Here is an 18590-nt window from a genome sequence, read left to right as displayed (position 1 = left end):
GGACGGCTGGCATCGCGCAGTTTAGCGTAGCTTCGTCGAGTCGTTCTCGCTTCCTCCAGATTGAGAATTCTACCCAAGCTTAGGTCCGACATCCATTGCGTCTTCACGGATGGAGTACTGCAGCGGGCTCCATCGTACGAAAGGTTCGAGCGCTTGAAGTCTGGCTGGCGCACCGACAGGCTTTGGCGCAAAAAGGACCAACTATTATCCGCCTCAATCGCTTGGCGGGAGCTATAGCTCGAATTGGCTAATGATAAGCTGGAGCGAAAGTTGGAATGGTTCAATTGGCTAGGAGCCGGCGTTTGCGCCGGCACAGCAGGCTTGTGGCGCATCTGCGGTCTGATTCCGAGGACAGGAGGCCGGGAGCGCTGACGAGTAGTGTTGGTTGTCCGGAGGGAGAGGACCGAGAATCGTGGGTTTGACTCCCACTCTCTCCGCCATTTGTACGATTTCGTGCTCAAACCTACGATTTTGGACGATTTTGTGCGCGATGGCGCGCTGTTGGGCCTCACTGTTAGACCACTGCGTTCAACGCGGCGAAGTACCGACGCAGGACTACGTCCCAGATTCACTTTATCTTGAAAGCTCTCGGGAAGTCCGGCCAAGCAGCTTGTCATATTCGGACTGACGATTTCCCGCGCCGGCCCGCGACGAGGCGGGCGCTTCCGTATTTACAGAAGGCATGAAGATAACAACCAGTGGCGCGGCACTATCGACCCCACGACCGCGCAGCCATCACACAAATTCCGATCTATAGTACCTGAAGGCTCGCATGAGCGGTTCGTCGGACAAGCAGAAAAGTTGAGCATCCGACGACGCTTCGTGGCTGAACGCCGACCACGTCGGGACAACGACGGTGTCACCTCTTTGCCAGGCAAAAACACTGTCAGCCACTCTCGTCGTACCCGTTCCGTCCATGACGACGAAAATCCGATTGGCTGTGGAACGTTGGCGGCGCGTCAGCTGGCCCGAGTTCAGTCTTTCGACCGTGAGCCCCATCATGGGCATGTCGGGGGCCTCAAGGGTGATCCGTGGTCCGTGAGCTCCCTCGCTATCCGCGGCAGTTTTGTCCAACTCAGTCAAGATCAAGTCGCGCGAGAATCTGAAACGCGAGCTCGCTGCGACCGAAGCAATCTTTTCGTACTTCTCAGGATGCTCTTCATAGAACATCGGCTCCATCAAATGCACCGACGGGATATCCAGGCCGTCCAGCCAGTAAGCCGGCTCCGAGCCCTCATGGCCATGCCCGTGCCAGTACCCACCGGGCGTCAAAATGACGTCGCCCGATTCCATCGGGGTCTTTTCGCCGTTGACGACGGAGTAGGATCGCTTGGCGTCGAGAATGACACGCAAGGCATGTGCCGAGTGACGGTGCGAAGGCGCCACCTCGCCCGGCAGGATCATCTGATAGGCGCAGACCAGGGTCCTTACGGTCGCGAAATTGTTGGCAGGAAATGGATTGCGCAGAATGAGATTACGGCGCTCGGCCAGCGCGACGTCGATCAAGTTTCCGGCCGACGCCAATGCACTCCGGACATGCTGATAGTGCCAATGAGCGGGCACAAAATCGGTTCGCGGTTCCTTCCAGAAGATCGGCCGGTCGCGGCTGATCCAGCCAGGCGTAACCTGCAGGCGCTCCGCCTCGCGATAGAGATCATCCAGCGATGTGATGCTGCCGTCGTGGACGGCGCGGTCCTGGGTCACTACATTATTCATCATGATCTCCCATCGGCTGGATTGGCGGCATCGTCATTCTCGTCGGCATCGGCGAGCATCTGCAGGCACTTCAGAAACACCGGCCGGAGATAATCGGGCAAAGGCGACAGCAACGCCTTCTGAGCTTCCAGAGCCTGTTCGACCACTGTCAACATCGCGGTCTTTCCGGTTTGCGTCAGAACGATCTCGACGGCGCGTCTGTCTCTTTCATGCGCGCGCCGCCCCACCAGTTTGCGATCGACCATCCGCTGCAGCATTTCGCCGAGCGTGCTGCGATCAAGATGCAAGCGGTTGCCGAGCTCGGTTTGGGGAAGCGGGCCCGCTTGAAACAACGTGAGCAGGACACCGAATTGCCGCGGCGTGAGGTCCGATTGCGCGGTGAATTTTTCGTAGAGGAAGGCCGCGCGGCTATCGAGCCGGCGGATGAGATACCCCGGCAATTCGTGAAGAATCAAACTCTTCGCAACGGACTCGATCCCTGCGGGGCTCGGATTGGTGGAGGAAGCTGTGGTTGCTTTCGGCAAGATACATTCCTGTAGCTGTGGGCAGTCCCGGAGGATCTTCAGATGCCGACGGGCACTGTCATTTCGCCGAGGCCATCGCATCCGGTCACGATGATATCGCCCGGTGACACCGCGCCGACACCTTCCGGCGTTCCGGTCATCAGGATGTCGCCGGGATAGAGCGTGTAGGCGCTCGACGCGATCTCGATCAGGTGCCGTATGCCCACGGTCATTGCGGCCGTCGATGATCGTTGCCGCTCGGTTCCATTTAACGTCAACCAGAGGGTCAGCTGCTCGGGATCGGCAATCTCGTCGGCGGTCGTGAGCCATGGGCCGAGCACGGTGTAAGAGTCGGCGGATTTGCGGAAGCTTCGCTCCTGCGCGCCGCGGACGCTCATATCCAGGCCGACGCAGTAGCCGGCGATGTGCTCCGTCGCATTCTCAGCGCGGATGTTCTTTCCGGCTTTTCCGATCACGACCACAAGTTCTGCCTCGTAGTCATTCCGCCGCTCTTGCCAGTTCAGGTTGATGCCAGGGCTTGGCCCGACCACCGAGGACGTCGCCTTCAGGAAGAGGCCGAGCGTTTCCACGGGACGCTCGAGCCCCGCCAATTGCTTGTTGTGAACATTATGGTGGACCGCCGGGTCCTTCGCGTCGATCTCCACGTGAAGACGGTAATTGGCCGGCGCCGCCATGACCTTCCCTGGATTGGCAATGGGGCTGCGCAACGCGACCCGCGCCAGATCGAATCGGCTGGCGTGCGGTTTCAGCTTCTCGGCAGCGCGGCACACCTCAGGCAGATGCGCGACAAGCGCATCTCCCATTGGAAACGGCCAGCGGCGGCTTGGCAGTGTCTCAGTCGATGAGGTGACGTCGTAGATGGTGCTGCCCTCGACCAGGCCGAGCCGGTCGTCGTTGAAACGGCACAGACGCATCGCGCGCTCCTCCCCGTGGATGGACTGGCATTGAAGCCGATTATTGTCCGTACACATACGATATGGCGACGCCGATGTCCAGACAAATGGCCGCGTATGCAGGATAAGCTTGACCTTCTGCACTATATTATGTAGGTATACGGACATAAATATCGCCTCCGAACAGGGGCAATTGGGAGGATATGGATATGATGAGGCGTTGCATTGCCGCAGCAGCTTTTGCCGCCCTGCTGTCGAGTACGGGGGCTCAGGCCGAGATTTCTAATGGCGTCGTCAAAATCGGTGTCTTGAACGATCAGTCGAGCCTCTATGCAGATGCCGCCGGTCCGGGCTCGGTCCTCGCCGCGCAAATGGCTGTGGAGGACTTTGGTTCGCTCGGGCCGGGTCTCAAGCTGGAAGTGATATCCGCGGATCACCAGAACAAGCCGGACATCGGCTCTGCCATCGTTCGTCGCTGGTTCGACGTCGATGGCGTGGACGCCGTTCTGGATCTTCCAAACTCGGGCGTCGCGCTGGCAGTCAACGAAATCACGCGCGGGTCCCGCCATGCGTTGCTTGCGTCGAGCACTGCGTCTTCCGATCTGACCGGCAAGGCGTGCTCGCCCAACACCGTGCAATGGACATTCGATACCTGGTCGATAGCCAATGCGACTGTTAAGTCCGTCGTCGAACGCGGCGGGGCCTCATGGTTCTTCCTCACCGCCGACTATGCGTTCGGGCACGCGCTGGAGCGCGACGGCACGGCAGCGGTAGCGGCGAACAATGCAAAGGTAGTCGGCTCTGTTCGGCATCCGATCGGGACGTCCGATTTTTCGTCGTTCCTGCTTCAGGCGCAATCCTCGAAGGCCAAAGTCATCGGATTGGCCAACGCCGGCGGCGATACAAGCACCGCCATCAAACAGGCTTCTGAATTCGGGATACCGCAGGGCGGTCAGACCCTGGCGGCTCTGCTGGTCTTCATCTCGGACGTTCATGCGATCGGCTTGCAGACTGCGCAAGGCCTACTCTTCACCGAAGCCTTCTACTGGGATTTGAACGACCGAACCAGGCAGTGGAGCAAGCGCTTCGCGGCGCGCAACAACGGCAAGATGCCGACCATGAACCATGCCGGCGTGTATTCCTCGGTGTTGGCCTACTTGAACGCCGTGAAAGCAACGAACTCCGATGACGGCGCTGAGGTGATCGCCAAGATGAAGGAGCGTCCGATTCAGGACGACCTCTTCGGTGCGGTCACCGTCCGCCCCGACGGCCGGGCCATCCATGACATGTATCTGTTCAAGGTGAAGAAGCCTGAGGAATCCAAGGGACCTTGGGACTATTACGCGCTCGTCAACGTGATCCCCGCTGACAAGGCCTTTAGGCCAATCGCCGAAGGCGGCTGCCCGCTGGTGCAGAAGTAGCCGCATCGGTTTCGTCCTGGCAAAGCCAATAGGAGCTTCTAATGAGCCGCGATAGCAACGAAATCCTGATTGTAGGCGGTGGCCTTGGCGGCCTTTCGGCGGCCTTGGCGCTCGGCAGGAAGGGACTGCCGGTGCGCCTGCTTGAGCAAAGCGAGCACATCGGCGCCATTGGCTACGGGATCCAGATGGGCCCCAACGTGTTCTCGGCCTTCGTGCAAATGGGGGTCGCCGACACTGTTCGCGCACAATCTCACAAGCCGAGCGCATTGCTCATGCTCGATGCATATTCGGGAGAGCAGCTCGCCGCCGTTCCCTTTGATGAGACGTTCAGGGCCCGGTTTGACGACCCCTATGTCGCGATTCATCGCGTCGACTTGCACAACATTCTCCTGGATGCCTGCCGGAAGCTCCCGAACGTTCGCTTGGATCAATCGATCACAGTGTCGAGCTTCGAAGACCTGGGGGACAGGGTCAGCGTGCTCACGGCCGAAGCGGGGATCATCGAAGGCGCGGCTCTGATTGGCGCCGACGGCTTGCGGTCCGTGATCCGTTCTCAAATGCATCCGCAAGATCAGCCGCGTCTGCTGGGCTATGTGGCGCACCGGACCATTGTTCCGATCAAATCGGTTCCCGATATTGTTCGATGCGACGAAGTCGTCCTATGGGTCGGTCCGGCCTTTCACATCATCTACTACCCGCTGCGGAATGGCACGGAGCTCAACATCGTCGCGGTGTTCAGGACGGATACCTACGCCCAGAAGAACGATCCCGTAGCCCACAAGGCCGAGCTCCAAAAAACCTATCGGGATACGCATCCGGAGATGCAGGCAGTCCTTGGATTGATGGATCTGTCCAGGCGCTGGCCGCTTGCCGATCGCAATCCCATTCGACAATGGGCCAGAGGCCGCGTCACGCTGCTTGGCGATTCCGCGCACGCGACCTTGCAGTCGCTCGCGCAGGGTGCCGGCATGGCGATCGAGGACGCCGTCTATCTCGCCGCACTGCTCGAAGTGACAGGCGGTGACGTAATCACTGCATTTCAGCGATTTCAGCACGACCGCGTCATTCGGACTTCAAGGGTTCAGCTCGAATCCCGCGCGCTTTGGGACATGTATCATGCCGAGGACGCGATCGCGCGCGATGTAAGGCGCCAACAATATCAGGAGCGCACGGCCGAAGACTATTACCGGTGTTTGAACTGGCTCTGGCAGCCGATTGCGATGCCAAGGCGTGAATATCAGCTTCAACAGATCGGCGAGCGAGCTTCGTGCTCGTCGAGCCAGCCATCCTTCAGGCGACCGATGGCGGATGCCGACAACCCGGCAGCATCCTTGCCGAGCAGCGCAGCCAGCGCCTCAGAGAAGTCGCCGGTCGAGATACCCTTCAGGTAAAGGATCGGCAGCAGCGTCTCGATCGACTTCGACCGGCGCATGTAGGGCGGCAGGATCGACGGCGAGAACCGGATGCGGCCAGGATCGGCGGCGTCCGCTTCGCGATCGCGTACACGCGGCTGGCGGACGGCGACCGGACCGATGCCGGTCATCACCTCGCGCTCCGCAGGTGACCGTGGCGGACGACGCGCTGGTGGCCGTCCCGGGTCTTCAAATCGGCATGCTGGCCTAGAAAGTCTGCAACCTCGGCCTCGACCGCCTGGGCCAGCAGGGCACGCGCTCCATTGTGCAAGACTTCTGTGAGTTGATCGTCGAAGATTCCTGGCTGAATCAGATGGATGACGTTATCGTTGGACACGGCATATCGCTCCTTCGGTGGAGAAGTGGAGGCGTCAAGCACCCCCACGATATGCCGCCTTTCCGATTCCCGCCGTCACCAACTTTGGGCGATAGCTCATAGCGCTCTTCGGAATCGACTAGCATCCCGTAGCTGAGCCGGTCCGCACCGGCTCGCGCCGTAAACTATTACAGTTCGAGCTATTCTGTTTCCGGAAGATTCAGCTCTAATGAGCAAACTGTAGCCTATGGAGAACCAACGGACTGCGTCACGAGAGAAGGTTCTAAAGCCCGGAATGATCGAATTCGGGGGCAATGCAGTACCGTGCATCGTCCGCAATGTCTCCGAAGCTGGGGCGTCTCTCAACGTGACCAGCCCATTCGCCATTCCGGATTTTTTCACGCTGGTTTTGACGCTGGACGGTCAGCGGCATCCAGCTCGGATCATCTGGCGCAAAGACATGCAGATCGGCATCGCGTTCGAGCTGGCCCTTTAAAGCAGAGCGCCACAAACCCGCGCCGCAAAGCTCCCGCTCTATCGCGCCAATGATAGCGCTTGGCGAAACTCAGAACCTTTGCCATTTGGGAGAAATCAGTCACTCAGAGACTAAACTTCCGAGTGCTGTTAGGGCCAGTCGCGTGGATGGCGCGAGATTCGGTTCTATTCCGCTCAGATCATCCGGCCTGACGATCAGAAGAGATCCTTCGGTGATCACCAGATTCTGCGACGGAATGTCGCGAGCAACGAAGACTTGGCGCTGGATTATGCCTCCCTCAACATTGGGATCACTACCCAGTGCTTCTAGCAAATGCTCGAACCGCTCTGGCGGAATGAAGTAACCGATTTCTTCATGTACCTCCCGGACTACGCATTCCAGGAAAGTCTCGTTCCCTTCGCAATGCCCACCAAAAAGACCTACCATGCCTGGATATAAGATGTCGGGAACGTCGTCGCGCTGCTGAAGCAGGAAACAACCATCAGGGTCGATGATGATCGCGGAAGCGGTCTTCCGAACTGGCGGCGCACTACGGTTACCCATTTCTGCCTCAGCTCGAGATCGACCGGCCGGCGGATGTTCTGATAACCGACGCGCGAGCGCAAGAACCTTCAGCGATCTGCCTTCGCTCACCACGGACGTCTCTCCTGAGATTGAACGCCGCAGCATGACAGAAGCTGATTAAAACGAAAAAGCCCGCGCCTACCGAAGGTTTATTTTAGAATGCGAGTCGGACAAAGGAGCGATTTCGTTTCCGCAGCTTGATCACCGCGAAGACTGCTGGCGCTTAAGTCCATCGAAATCGGAAACTTAGGACGATCTAAGGGGAGCTGCTGGGCGACGGAACGGCGCCTTGGCGGGAGCGCAATGCAGGCTCGCAGGCGCTTTCATAGCTTAGCGAAGGGGGCGGCAGCGGCTGAAGAAAAAATTGCTGGGGGTGAACTTTCGGGCCACTGCGAGCGCGCTGCCCTCGCTCGCTTCGAGCGCGATCTTCTGGGCGAGCATGACGTCTCCGATCGGCAGATCGCCCGCCGGCAGGAAACATAGGCCGATGTTTGGGCGACCGTTTTCGCCCATCTCGCAGACATTCGCCGCGGCCCCCGCATAGATCCTGTAGCGCTTGCCCGTGTCGCCTCCGACGACTTCGAAATAGCCTTTTGTTGCGAATTGTCCCCGCTGGGCCGGCGAGAGCCAGCGCCGCAAGAGTAGCAGCGCACGTCCTTCCGGAGTCCTTTCGGCGCCGTGTCTAATGAACAGTGCCTTTGCGGCCCTGATCCGCGAGCCTTCGCCCGCCCGGGACGGTTTAAAGCGCCACATGGCTTGGCGATTACCCGCCGACCAGCCTGGGGAAGAAGACAGTTTCCTCCGCTGTGGGGTCGAACGATCGGATCTGCGACACCTGACCTGCACCGGTCCGGACCGCGGCCGTGAAGCCGACGTTCGTCAGCTTACGGAAGCGCTGCTCCGCCTTGGCCAGTTCTCGTGCATCGTTCTCGTCGAAAAAGTGACGGCTGTCGCCGGCACGGTCCATCACAATCTGGATCGCCATGCGGGTCCCTCCTTCTTGCTTAATGACTGAATGTTGTTGAACCTCCGAAGTTCCTAGCTGGTCAACCGTCCTGCCTTCGCGCGTCGAAACCAATGCTTCGGTATGTTGGGACGCAGATGTCCCGCTAGCTATGCGCAGTTTCCCGGAATTCGGCGAACAGCATCAGCCCGCCACAGGCTCGCCCGAATGACCACGGTGGAGCGGCGGTCCGTCCGTTCCATAAACCGGAGTCGCATTCACATACGATAATTCGCCTGATGTGAAGCGCAGTTGCACTGGGCTTGGCCTTGCGGGTTCAGAGGCTTTCATGCCGTATTAAGAGTCTGAGCTTGTCACCGATGCGACGTGCCAGCATCAGGGCGGAATGATCCTAGAAGATGACAAGGAGCGGCGGACCAAGCAGAACGTCTTGCGGCAGAGCTCACGCTGGTCCGGCCAGAACTGATGTCCCACAACTCTGCAATTCGGGTTCGAGATCAAAGCAACGCGGAAATCTATCGCACCGCTCTCGATACTTCTTTAATCCGCAACGCCACCCTGGCCCCAACAAAGTCTCGTACTCACGATAGCACAACCTTCGCGCTGCGCGATCGCAACTCCGCCAGGCCCGCAGCCCGCGAAGCTGCAACCGGGCTTTTACCGAGGCGGATTCAGCTCACCAGCCAGCCAGCCGACCGCGTCTGTCTTCATTGGATCCACAGCGAAGGATGCCACTTCGGTACGTTCGCAGGTCGAGCATTCGAAAGTGCGCTTCTCGAATCCGGCTTTGGCCGGAGAGATGCGCGCCAATGCCATCCGGTGTTTGCATACCGGACACATCGGCCGCTCATTCATACGCGCAGTCCCCCACTGGCTCCAAAAGATACTCATTACCCCGCCCCGCAATTTGATACAGAAATGACGAAAGGCTAAGCGGCATCACGACGAGAGGTGGAGCAGTCTTCAACATCCCTTGAGAGCGCAGTCGCCGCCAAATGCTCCCAGTATTCTGCCTCCGCGAGCAGTCTCCAACTTCTATCAGGACGAAGCGCGGCACTTTGTCGACAAAGCGCGGCCATCGCGCGCAAGCGCTGTGCGGTTTTCATTCCAGCCTCCCGTGTTTTCTCCACCTTATTTTTTGTTTTTACGTTGGAGTCATCATGATTATGCATCAAAACTAATTTTTTGATCTTTTGCCGAGCCAGCAGCGATTCGGCGCGCGCTTGCTGCGATTGGTTTTCGTTTCGAGCTCCAATGCTGTTCATTTGACGAAATTTTCCGGCTGGCGTCCGTTCCTCACTTGGACCTCCATGCTCTGTCTCGACCAACTTCCCTCGCTGGGTGTTGCCATCTGGAGAGAAATGCAGCTGGATGGCACGATCTTCCGGGAAGCGACATCGCGAACAAGAGCGCAAGACTAAGCGGTCCCGATTGGCGCAGCTGTTCTGTGAACTATTGTGTCGAGCGCGCCTCTCCCAGCGCGATCGCGATGGCAATTGCTTCGAGGAGCCTCACAATCAGGGTCATTGGTCGTGACGTTTTTAAAAAGCCGCTGGCTTCACAGAACAAACAGCGCCTCACGCGGTTAGAGAGCAAACTCGCGAGGTGAGCTCATGCGTCGATCAGATGTGACTGCCATCCTATTTCTACTGTCTAGTTTCATGCCGCTCAGTGCTTCTGCTCAGCAAACAATGCCAGATGCTAACCAAGCCTCTCCCCAAGCGCGGCCGGAGGCAATGCCGCAGCAGCCGGAGCAAATCCAAAGGCAAAATGCTCCAGTCCAGCCAGAGCGTACACCGCAGCAATCGGATCAGGCACGCGACTCAGACCGCCAGAGGGCTGAGGACGCGCGGATTAATCGCGATTGGACCACTCGCCAGCAGCGAGGCGAGGACCCTATGGATATGGACCGGATGCGTCAGATGCATCGGCAGATGGGCCGTATCATGGACCAAGATGAGGATCACCGAACCACGGGCCGAAACTGGCATCGTGAGGAGGATGATATGGACCGCGGCTCTAGATATGGGTCGTCGGGTCGCAGCGAAGGCCGACATTATAACGAAATGCGACGTTTTCCTCGCGTTAAGACCTGCATCGAGTATGAAAACGGTGACGAGTTCTGCCGGTATCGGGATTGAGCGGACACCCGGAACGTGCCGGTTGCCGCCGCTCATCGCGCAGGGCGTCAGCTCTCCTGCGGAGTAGGGCGAGACCTTTGGCGGCCGCCGGCCCACTGGTTCTCCCGGCGTCTGGTTGGGACCCGCGGTCTTTGTTGCCGGACGAACTTGGACCGCATGCACCCGGCTACACGGATCTGTGGGTCTCCGCAGATGATGGTTAGGGCATAATGTCATCAGCAGATTACCCAGATGCAGGAGGCAGATCTGAAAGGTGGGCCGGTTCAGACCTCCGCCCAGAATGAAGGGCAGCCGTTTGAAGCGGGATCGGTTGGATCGAAGGTCCGATCCGAGCTCACAGCAGCATCACCAGCTATCTGGACGGCAGCGACAAGGCGCGCCTTATGCACGCCATTACTAGTTCGCAGAGTACAGCCAGGCCATGTTTGCCGACGACAAAACATGGAACGCCGAACACTTGCGCTGCCTGACCGATATTTCGCAAGCACGCGGTTTCCAGCGACTGCGTCCGCGCCTTTTTTCCAACTCCTTTCGGAGACCTCCCTGAGGCGGTTAAGGTCGGCAGATATCCACTCCTCCTCACCATGGGTCGCAAGATACTAGAAAGGCAACGCTTCTTGGCGCTTCAATGAAGCTGCGCGCAAATTGCTACGGTGATTAGCTACGAAGCTGGGGGGCTGACTAGTCCTGCCGTTACGGATGGATGTCGCCTCGGCGGCACTCAGAGAGCGGAAGCGAGAGAGGCCGCCTCAGAGGGCGGCCTTCTCGTAAGCTGGTGGGCCTCCGCATGTCATTGGCGGGACCGCATACCTCCAGCATCGAGAAAAGCAAGGCACCCCCGGGGCAATGGCTGGTCGACCGCTGATCGAACTACGCCAACTCTGTTGCTCCCTTCCACAGATGCGTGCTTCATAAGCCCGCTGTCGGCGGCGGCGCCGACGCGCTCGGCTCCCGTGCTTTGGATCGAAGGTGCGGACCTCCAGGTACGGGGGCCGGATTAGCGCTGACTGCTATAATGGTTTCCGACTGCGATCGGCTTACAGGATGGACTCTGGGCTAGCCGTCTTGGCAGGAAATACCGAAGTTGTCACACGCGAGAGCGAATGACTCTTTTGCCTTTGCATCCTCGAAGCAGAAACGAGCTCCGACCTCCGCGCGATCAATCCACCAATCGACGTTATTGCCTTTCGCGATGCGGGAGGCTTCGCCGCGTAAAAGGTCCAGTTGTCTTCCGGCAGCACGAACGATCAGAGAATTTTTTTGCTTTGGGCACATTGGTTCTCCAAAGGGCCGCAGCGGGGGGCCCAGCTGTGGCCTCATTGTCAAAAAAGCCGGGTGAAAAAGATCTAAGTGAAATATGGAGCCAGCCCCGGTGAACGGATCATACCAGGTCATTGGGCAAGGGAAATATGATCTAAATCACAATTCAAATTAGTAATGAACATGCTGAGGGAGAGCGCCGCCGGGGCTGGCTAGCTGGCGGGCTCTCACCCGAGCACAAGGCCGCGTATGTCCTCCACGGCCCCGCCCCAAGCAATACGCTACGCAGCAGCCGCTAACAAAGTGTAAACCTTGTTCCGTTCATATTCGTCGGTCGCAATGGTGAACTCGCTGCGACTTCCGGCTGGAAGCCCGCTAGCTAACGCACCTGGCGGGCTTTCTTCCTTTTAGAAACCAGTCTGATAAGTTCATCAAAGCATTGCGCGGATGAAGAGAAACGACAAACCCAAAGAATGGACCGATGCAGAGGTGCAACTCTTGCTCGAGCTGTCGCGCGAAGGCGCCGGCGTGGTTCAAATTGCGAGTGCGTTGGATAGATACATTTCATCAGTGAAGCGCGTTGCGCAAAACTTCGGCCTTCAACTGCGGGGTTAAGGGCTGCCGGTCACGCTGGCGGGCCTAGCACTCCCGGCGCTCTAAATCCGCAATTGGATCGGCTGCCGGGAGCATTGGGGGCTGGAAGCCAAGCGATGCCACGCTCGCTCTTTATCGACAATGCGTACAAAACCGGATTCCGGTAGTTGTCCGGAGTCCATTTTCGGAACGGGGGGTTCTACTGTGAGAACACCGGCGCGATTTAAGTACCACCCAATTTCAAGTTGACCGGGAACGCCGCAGTGGGGCTGGAACCACGCTGCGGTTTTTCCGTGAGAAATCGACTTCCGCGCGCGCGGCGAGCGCAGTTGGATATGGGCAAGGTTGGATTTGCAATCGTCTTTGCTGCCATTGCGGCATATGCAGCGGATCATCGCTGGAACGATGGCCGCTATACACGAAGCACCGGAGCTGTGCTTCGTGATGTGCAGCATGCCATAGGTTGGTGACGCCCCGCTCAGAGGCGGCCTTGATCATTGATCCTCTTCAGACCAGACATCTGGGAGTTTCCACATTCGGCATCGACGTTCAGCTTCGGCCTCTGCCAGGGCGCCATCTCCGATGATCGTGAGCTTACACTTCAACTGGGTGATCTCGTCAGCCGATGAGCTTGCCGCAATGTTTTTCGTAATGCGAGCATCCGCGCATAGCTGAATGTAATACTCGGGCTCAAATTTTCTGACCACCAGAAACCCCGCCAGCACAGTGGGTGATACCGATTAGGGCGGCTCAGATCGGTGCTTCTCGTTTGTTCAGGTTCACGCCCATCTTGCAGGTAGTCAGCCTCCACTCGATTTCGAGTCCTCCTCGTCCCTTCAGCGAAAATTTTCCGAAAGCTCACGTTTAGGGCTTGTGGGACGTGGCGGAGCGTCACTATGGTCTCGTTCCGAGTCCCAAGCTCAAGTCTGCTCACGCGCGAAAACCATGATTGCGACTCCTGCAAATGGCCATCGCTTCGGTTGACCCGGTGCCGCTACATGTCGGTTCATACGGCTAGACCGGAAGCTTGCAGCCACCGCTATGGCCGACGCGATTGACCCAACTGAGACATGGGCCTCCGCCGCGCGTCTTGCAGAAACATCGAGAACCATGAATATTCCGGGCTCGTTCGCGTGATCGGTCAAATCCACAATAGAGCGCTGCAATCAGCGAGGTGCTTTCATGAAGACGTATTCGCTCACCGTGGCCGCCTCAGTGCTGGGCTTGGCGCTCGTGCTGTCGCCGTCCACGAATGTGCAGGCTGCCGAACTCAAAGTTCTGGCGGGCGGAGCAATGTCGAGCGTTTGGGCAGATATTAAACCTGAGTTCGAGCGAGCCTCTGGTCACAAGCTCGAAATATTCTTTGGCACAACTCCGAACCTCATAAAGGAGGCTACGTCTGGCAAGCCGTTCGATGTTGGCGTTGTACCTGTCGAGGTTATGCAGGATGCGTTAGCCAGAGCTAAGTTCGTGCCAAGTCCTACAATTGATATTGCCCACGTCGGCCTCGGCGTCGCCGTCCGCTCTGGCGCTCAAAAGCCTGAAATCGGTAACGCTGAAGCGCTCAAAGCAACGCTGCTCAAAGCTCAGTCCATTGCCTCGATCCCGGAGAGCGCCACTGGCTATTCAATCGCAAAGGTGTTTGATCGTCTTGGGATCACCGAACCGATGAAGGCCAAGATGAGGGCGCAGCCCAACCCTGCGCAGGTCGTCGCCGTTGTTGCCAAGGGTGAAGTCGAGTTGGGCATATTCCTTATCAACGTTCTCACCGCTCCGGGTTTGGAAGTCGTCGGTCCATTTCCGGCCGAACTGCAACAAAACGTAGTTTTTACGGCGGCGGTTGGATCGGAAGCGAAAGAAACCGCCGCTGCCAAGACCCTCATTGAATACCTCAAAGGTCCGGCGGCCGTTGCAATCATCAAATCCAAGGGCATGGATCCCGGTTGATCCGACGGGTCAACGTGTCGGCGGTAAACGCCTCCCGCGCTTCCAAACGTTTCCCACTTCCGCTGTTGGCCCTTCGCTACCGTTGGCGGGGTGTCGCTGCATGTCGGCTCACAGGGGCAGACCGGAAGTTTGGAGCGGGGCGCCTGTTCGGCGGCTTGTGACGCACAGCAGACCAATTTGATGGAGATAGCCGATTGACCCGCGGCGCCTAATGTTCAGCTGCGAATATACGCCACTCGCCGGGGATACCCTTGAGTGATTGGGTGCCGCGGTCGTTGAAGCGCAATCCAGAGCCCGCTACCAGATCCTTGACGGTGCTGGACACGAAAACCTGGCTTCCCCCGGCAAGCCCCGCAACCCGTGCACCTATGTGAACGGCTATGCCGCCAACATCGTCGCCCATCATTTCGCACTCGCCTGTATGGAGCCCGGCACGGACCTCTATGCCGAGTGGCCTGATTTCCTCGGCAATGGCACAGGCGCAGCGGACGCCGCGCGCTGGACCGTCAAAGGTGGCGAGAAAGCCGTCTCCAGTTGTTTTCACTTCACGGCCTCGAAAGCGCGCGAGATTGCGTCGGATCGTGGCGTGATGATTATCGAGGAGATCGCGCCAGCGTTGATCGCCAAGTGCAGCTGCTTTCTCGGTCGAGCCGACAATGTCGGTGAAGAGAACCGTAGCGAGGACGCGGTCGACGGTGACCGGGGCCCTTGACCCAGTCAAAAACTCCTCGATCGCATCGGAGATTTCGTTTGCGTTCTCACCGACGTAGAAAATGTGGTCGATCCCCGGAAGCTCAAAAAGGCGGGCGCCGGGAATATGCGCCGCGACGTCGCGTCCGCCCTCCACACTGACAGTCTTGTCCCCAGTCCGGTGAATCACGAGAGTTGGCACTCGAACCGCCGGGAGAATGCCGCTGATATCGATTTGGCTATTCATAATCATGAGAGCCTTCACGGCTGCCGGGCTGGCACCGAGCCGCTCGTTTCGTCCCCACCAGCGTTGAAAGGCGGCATCATTTGCGCGAGAGGGCGCGAACTTTTGGACGCTGCCGCCTGTGCCCCAAGCCTGCTCGACGTAGCCGAAGAACGCCGCCAGCGCCTCCTCGGTCGCGAACCAGTAGGAAAACCGCGAAAAGCTGCCGTAGAGTAACAGCGCGCGGCATCGGTCGGGGTAGGTTGCGGCAAATAAGACGGACAGCGGAGCGCCTTCAGAAATCCCGAGCAGCGCCGCCTGTTCCATCCCCGCGGCATCCATGACCGCTCGAAGATCGTCCATACGCTGGTCAAGACCGGGAAGCTCGGCACCCCCATCTGACATGCCGGTCCCGCGCTTGTCGAAGGTTACCACGCGGGCGTAGCTGCCCAGACGATTTAGAAAGCGAGCCAGATCGGGCTGGTCCCAATAATTCTCGACGTTCGACACGAACCCCGGAACCAGAACCAGATTGATCGGACCACCGCCAAATGACTGGTAGGCGATGTGGACATCGCCGCTTTTGGCGTATTGCGTAACCGGCTGCATGTGATGGCCCCGCTAGCTCGCCGGATTGGCCCGGCTGAACTACGAAATCTGACCTGAACCATAGCAAACAAGTTCGATGATGGGAAAACGGCGAGTCCGCGTGATGTCGCTTGTTAGCAAACGCGGGAGTGCCGCGAGATCCGCTTTTCGCACGGCTATCAGAGGCATAGCGGATGTCAAACGGCGTCCCAGATTCATGGGTGCACGCCCTGAACTCCCGCTGACCTAGGTTGGTGGCTTTTTCTTGCCCTGTGTTGGTGCTCGATCTAGGCTGGTGCTATGCTCAACCCAGGAGACGGACGTGGCGACAGGTACTGTGAAGTGGTTTAATTCGACCAAAGGCTTTGGGTTTATTCAGCCAGACAACGGCGGGAAGGACGTCTTCGTGCACATTTCCGCGGTCGAAAAAGCGGGGCTGAGCACTCTGAACGAGGGTGCGAAAGTGAGCTATGAAGAGATGAGCAACCGCGGAAAAACGTCGGCCGAAAACTTGAGGGTTGGGTAGCAATCAACGCCCGCCGGTTCACGCTGGCGGGCCTTTTGGTTTTGAGGCTAGTGCGCCCCGAGCAAGGCCCTTGAGCGCGGAGTCGATGGTCTCAAATCTTAGGCCGCGAATAGGGCTTCCCCTCTGACGCTTGGGCGATCCTGATCGAGGTCCTTGAGCGAGACGGACACGACGTATCCGACTATGAGAGAGAGCTAGCCAAACAGCGGTCGGGCTTGGCAACACGGCTCGCGAGGCAGTTTAGACTGCTGGAAGTAGCTTTGGCCGATGAACGACCCGAGACGGCCGCGTCAACTCAAGGATAATCATGTCGGATCGCCGGAAGATCGATCGTTCGGAGGTCGACTTAGCCGCCTACATTTTTGGAGATGGCGGCAGCCGACGTTGCCGCGTGTTCAATATCTCGGAGGACGGTGCTGGGATCGAGTTATCGACGAAGCTGCACATGCCTGCCACATTCAAGATGATGTTGGAAAGAGACCGTATCATCAGAGATTGTCGTCTCGTTTGGTCCAGTGATACTCGCATCGGCGTCGTGTTCAAAGCCCATTGAGTCGGCTCCGGTAGGTTGTCGGTGCCAGCCAAGTGCCCCAGGGGACAAGGTGGGGTAGTGTTACCACGCTGTCTAGCGGCAGGCATCGAGCGTTGTTGCTGCGGGTCAACGACGACACACGATGCGGGGGCTGTGAGGAGGGCGCCCGGTGATCCGTTTCGCAAGACCCTGTCGTTTTTGACAGGTGCGGGCCGTCCCGACATGTGGGCATGGTCGCGATTAAAGGACGAGAGCCGCGGCTAGCCGCCAGACCGGTCGGGGGTGGTGCTGCAGGTGGCAGAGTAACCTTGGTTTCCGCGTTTGGCCCGCTCCGGGCCGAAAAGCCGGGGCGGACCTTTCGCACGGGCCCCTAACAAGAAGATCTCCGGCAATCTGACAGCAAAAGGCCCGCCGGCTCACACTGGCGGGCCATCTCCGTTACGAGAACGTCGCGGTACCGTCCCCTGTTTGTCTCAATGAATCTACGTAAAACTACGGGGCGTCTCATTTGAGACTGCCGTCGTTTTAGATCGGCTCTAAACGGGGCTGGATGAAGCACTCAACTGCACGACCATGCGCGAATATCGAGCTTACGTAATCGGGGCTGACGGGCACATAGCGCTTCGGGTGGACTTGGTGCTCCCCGATGAGACGACAGCCCGGAAACGAGCCAAGCAGCTTGTCAATGGACATGCCGTTGAGCTTTGGGAAGGCGCAACCAGGATCGAAAGATTTGAGCCAGAACAGTAAGGGAGAGCGCCGCCGGGCTCGAAATGCCAGTCCCCCCGGCGGCGCTCTTGTCTCAAACTGGGCACTGAAATCCCAGTCCGTCTTCAACAGAGCAATGATTATGCCACAGGCTAATGACAGCGCCTTGCTCGCCCCCCGGTCCCCGGTCGGCGGGCTTTTCATTTGGGCAAAAGCCGCCCGTTGCATCCGGCAGATGCATCTTGACGCCGGTTAATGCAAAGGCTGTACTGGCCACATTTACCGGGTTAGCGGCCTCGCAGTTTTTGTGTGTGATTATTTTAGGGGCGTTCCATGCGTAATTCTGCTCGCGCAGATGTCCTGCGCCGCCAGTATCTGGATGCACTCATCTCTGAACTTTCCGAACTCGAAGCCCTTCGCAACCGCGTGCTCGAAGCTGAGCAAAGAAGGATTCGCACGCCGCACCGACGGCGGAGAGGATCAGTCAGAAGAACAGCTAAAGTTCGCGGGCGCCTCTAAGCTTCCGCGCTCCACGGACGACTAGTTGCCAGCTTCCCCTCGTAGTCCCAAGCTACAGACAATCCGTGAGTCGGGGGGATTCGTGGAACGAAAGCCGTTTGAAAGCATGTCGGTTGAAGAGCTGTGGCGACTGCACACGCTCGTCAATGACGTTCTCGCCGTGAGGCTCGTGGCCAAGAAGGAAGAGCTGGAGCGACGGCTCGGGTTTCTCAACCGAGACGACAAGACTCCTTCGCAATAGGCATTGAGCGAGAAAGGCTTGCCGCAGCAAAGGTGTGGGAGGACCCGCGGGGCTGGCTGAGCTGGCGGGCCTTTCCCGTTATGAGAGGCAAGCGACGATGGCGAGAACCACGTCAGCGCCGAGATCACCCGAATACGCCGTGAAGATAAATCCGGCACCAACAACAAGCCCAATTGCTTTAAGCGTGATCATTTTGAAATCCCCTCGTTAGTGATGGAAGGCTAGACCCAGACCATTTCCGGAGTGCTTCGCGCAACCCGGCAAACGGTTTCGTTCACCGAGGCGTTATCCGGAAGCTGCTGCCCGCTAAAGTGC

14 protein-coding genes and 2 pseudogenes are annotated in these 18590 nt (G+C 58.5%); 7 read left to right on the top strand and 9 right to left on the bottom strand.

The window, feature by feature from the left end; genetic code table 11:
- Nucleotides 1-735: 735 nt before the first annotated feature.
- The 3 genes from IVA93_RS21715 to IVA93_RS21705 are packed head-to-tail and all read right to left on the bottom strand — an operon-like array spanning nucleotide 736 to nucleotide 3154.
- Complete coding sequence (locus IVA93_RS21715) at nucleotides 736-1704, bottom strand: cupin domain-containing protein (protein ID WP_247789226.1); 969 nt, start codon at nucleotides 1702-1704, stop codon at nucleotides 736-738.
- Between the two features lie 11 nt (nucleotides 1705-1715).
- Nucleotides 1716-2240 carry a MarR family winged helix-turn-helix transcriptional regulator gene (locus IVA93_RS21710; protein WP_157643140.1) on the bottom strand — a complete coding sequence of 175 codons (525 nt, stop codon included), beginning with the start codon at nucleotides 2238-2240 and terminating at the stop codon, nucleotides 1716-1718.
- Nucleotides 2241-2278: 38 nt separating this feature from the next.
- Nucleotides 2279-3154: a fumarylacetoacetate hydrolase family protein gene (locus tag IVA93_RS21705; protein ID WP_018460125.1), complete on the bottom strand. Its 876-nt coding sequence runs from the start codon at nucleotides 3152-3154 to the stop codon at nucleotides 2279-2281.
- 182 nt (nucleotides 3155-3336) lie between these two features.
- Between IVA93_RS21705 and IVA93_RS21700 the strand changes: the two genes are divergently transcribed.
- Both IVA93_RS21700 and IVA93_RS41200 read left to right on the top strand, forming a co-directional pair.
- Nucleotides 3337-4554 carry an ABC transporter substrate-binding protein gene (locus IVA93_RS21700; protein WP_524536833.1) on the top strand — a complete coding sequence of 406 codons (1218 nt, stop codon included), beginning with the start codon at nucleotides 3337-3339 and terminating at the stop codon, nucleotides 4552-4554.
- Nucleotides 4555-4595: 41 nt separating this feature from the next.
- Nucleotides 4596-5501, top strand: a pseudogene (locus IVA93_RS41200) (FAD-dependent oxidoreductase); the annotation flags it as partial.
- Between the two features lie 314 nt (nucleotides 5502-5815).
- Here IVA93_RS41200 and IVA93_RS21685 read toward each other — a convergent pair.
- Nucleotides 5816-6303, bottom strand: a pseudogene (locus IVA93_RS21685) (transposase); the annotation flags it as partial.
- Between the two features lie 226 nt (nucleotides 6304-6529).
- Between IVA93_RS21685 and IVA93_RS21680 the strand changes: the two are divergent.
- A complete protein-coding gene (locus tag IVA93_RS21680; protein ID WP_256464739.1) occupies nucleotides 6530-6778 on the top strand; it encodes a PilZ domain-containing protein in 249 nt (82 codons plus the stop codon).
- Between the two features lie 99 nt (nucleotides 6779-6877).
- Here the strand turns inward: IVA93_RS21680 and IVA93_RS21675 are convergent, their stop codons facing one another.
- From IVA93_RS21675 to IVA93_RS21660, 4 genes are all read right to left on the bottom strand, one after another.
- A complete protein-coding gene (locus IVA93_RS21675; RefSeq protein ID WP_247366680.1) occupies nucleotides 6878-7414 on the bottom strand; it encodes an NUDIX domain-containing protein in 537 nt (178 codons plus the stop codon).
- Nucleotides 7415-7672: 258 nt separating this feature from the next.
- Nucleotides 7673-8095: a hypothetical protein gene (locus IVA93_RS21670; RefSeq protein WP_247368932.1), complete on the bottom strand. Its 423-nt coding sequence runs from the start codon at nucleotides 8093-8095 to the stop codon at nucleotides 7673-7675.
- Nucleotides 8096-8105: 10 nt separating this feature from the next.
- The gene (locus tag IVA93_RS21665; RefSeq protein ID WP_247367719.1) at nucleotides 8106-8327 is read right to left on the bottom strand and encodes a hypothetical protein; all 222 of its coding nucleotides are present in this window, start codon (nucleotides 8325-8327) and stop codon (nucleotides 8106-8108) included.
- A 908-nt stretch (nucleotides 8328-9235) separates the two neighbouring features.
- A complete protein-coding gene (locus tag IVA93_RS21660; protein WP_247367722.1) occupies nucleotides 9236-9571 on the bottom strand; it encodes a hypothetical protein in 336 nt (111 codons plus the stop codon).
- Between the two features lie 2583 nt (nucleotides 9572-12154).
- On the opposite strand from IVA93_RS21660, the gene IVA93_RS21655 reads away from it, so the two are divergent.
- On the top strand, nucleotides 12155-12322 hold the full coding sequence (locus tag IVA93_RS21655; protein ID WP_247337985.1) for a hypothetical protein: 168 nt from the start codon (nucleotides 12155-12157) through the stop codon (nucleotides 12320-12322).
- Nucleotides 12323-13483: 1161 nt separating this feature from the next.
- Complete coding sequence (locus tag IVA93_RS21650) at nucleotides 13484-14248, top strand: molybdate ABC transporter substrate-binding protein (RefSeq protein WP_247789223.1); 765 nt, start codon at nucleotides 13484-13486, stop codon at nucleotides 14246-14248.
- A 208-nt stretch (nucleotides 14249-14456) separates the two neighbouring features.
- Here IVA93_RS21650 and IVA93_RS21645 read toward each other — a convergent pair whose 3' ends face one another.
- Nucleotides 14457-15770: an adenylate/guanylate cyclase domain-containing protein gene (locus tag IVA93_RS21645; RefSeq protein WP_247367740.1), complete on the bottom strand. Its 1314-nt coding sequence runs from the start codon at nucleotides 15768-15770 to the stop codon at nucleotides 14457-14459.
- Between the two features lie 301 nt (nucleotides 15771-16071).
- Here IVA93_RS21645 and IVA93_RS21640 point away from each other — a divergent pair, with 301 nt between their 5' ends.
- Together IVA93_RS21640 and IVA93_RS21635 are read left to right on the top strand one after the other, a co-directional pair.
- Nucleotides 16072-16275, top strand: a complete 204-nt coding sequence (locus tag IVA93_RS21640; protein WP_247293967.1) for a cold-shock protein — start codon at nucleotides 16072-16074, stop codon at nucleotides 16273-16275.
- Between the two features lie 307 nt (nucleotides 16276-16582).
- The gene (locus IVA93_RS21635) at nucleotides 16583-16828 is read left to right on the top strand and encodes a PilZ domain-containing protein (RefSeq protein WP_247367743.1); all 246 of its coding nucleotides are present in this window, start codon (nucleotides 16583-16585) and stop codon (nucleotides 16826-16828) included.
- Nucleotides 16829-18590 lie beyond the last annotated feature (1762 nt).

This window comes from Bradyrhizobium sp. 155 (assembly GCF_023101105.1).
GTDB classification, from domain to species: domain Bacteria; phylum Pseudomonadota; class Alphaproteobacteria; order Rhizobiales; family Xanthobacteraceae; genus Bradyrhizobium; species Bradyrhizobium canariense_D.
This window is presented reverse-complemented; position numbering and strand designations above follow the sequence as displayed.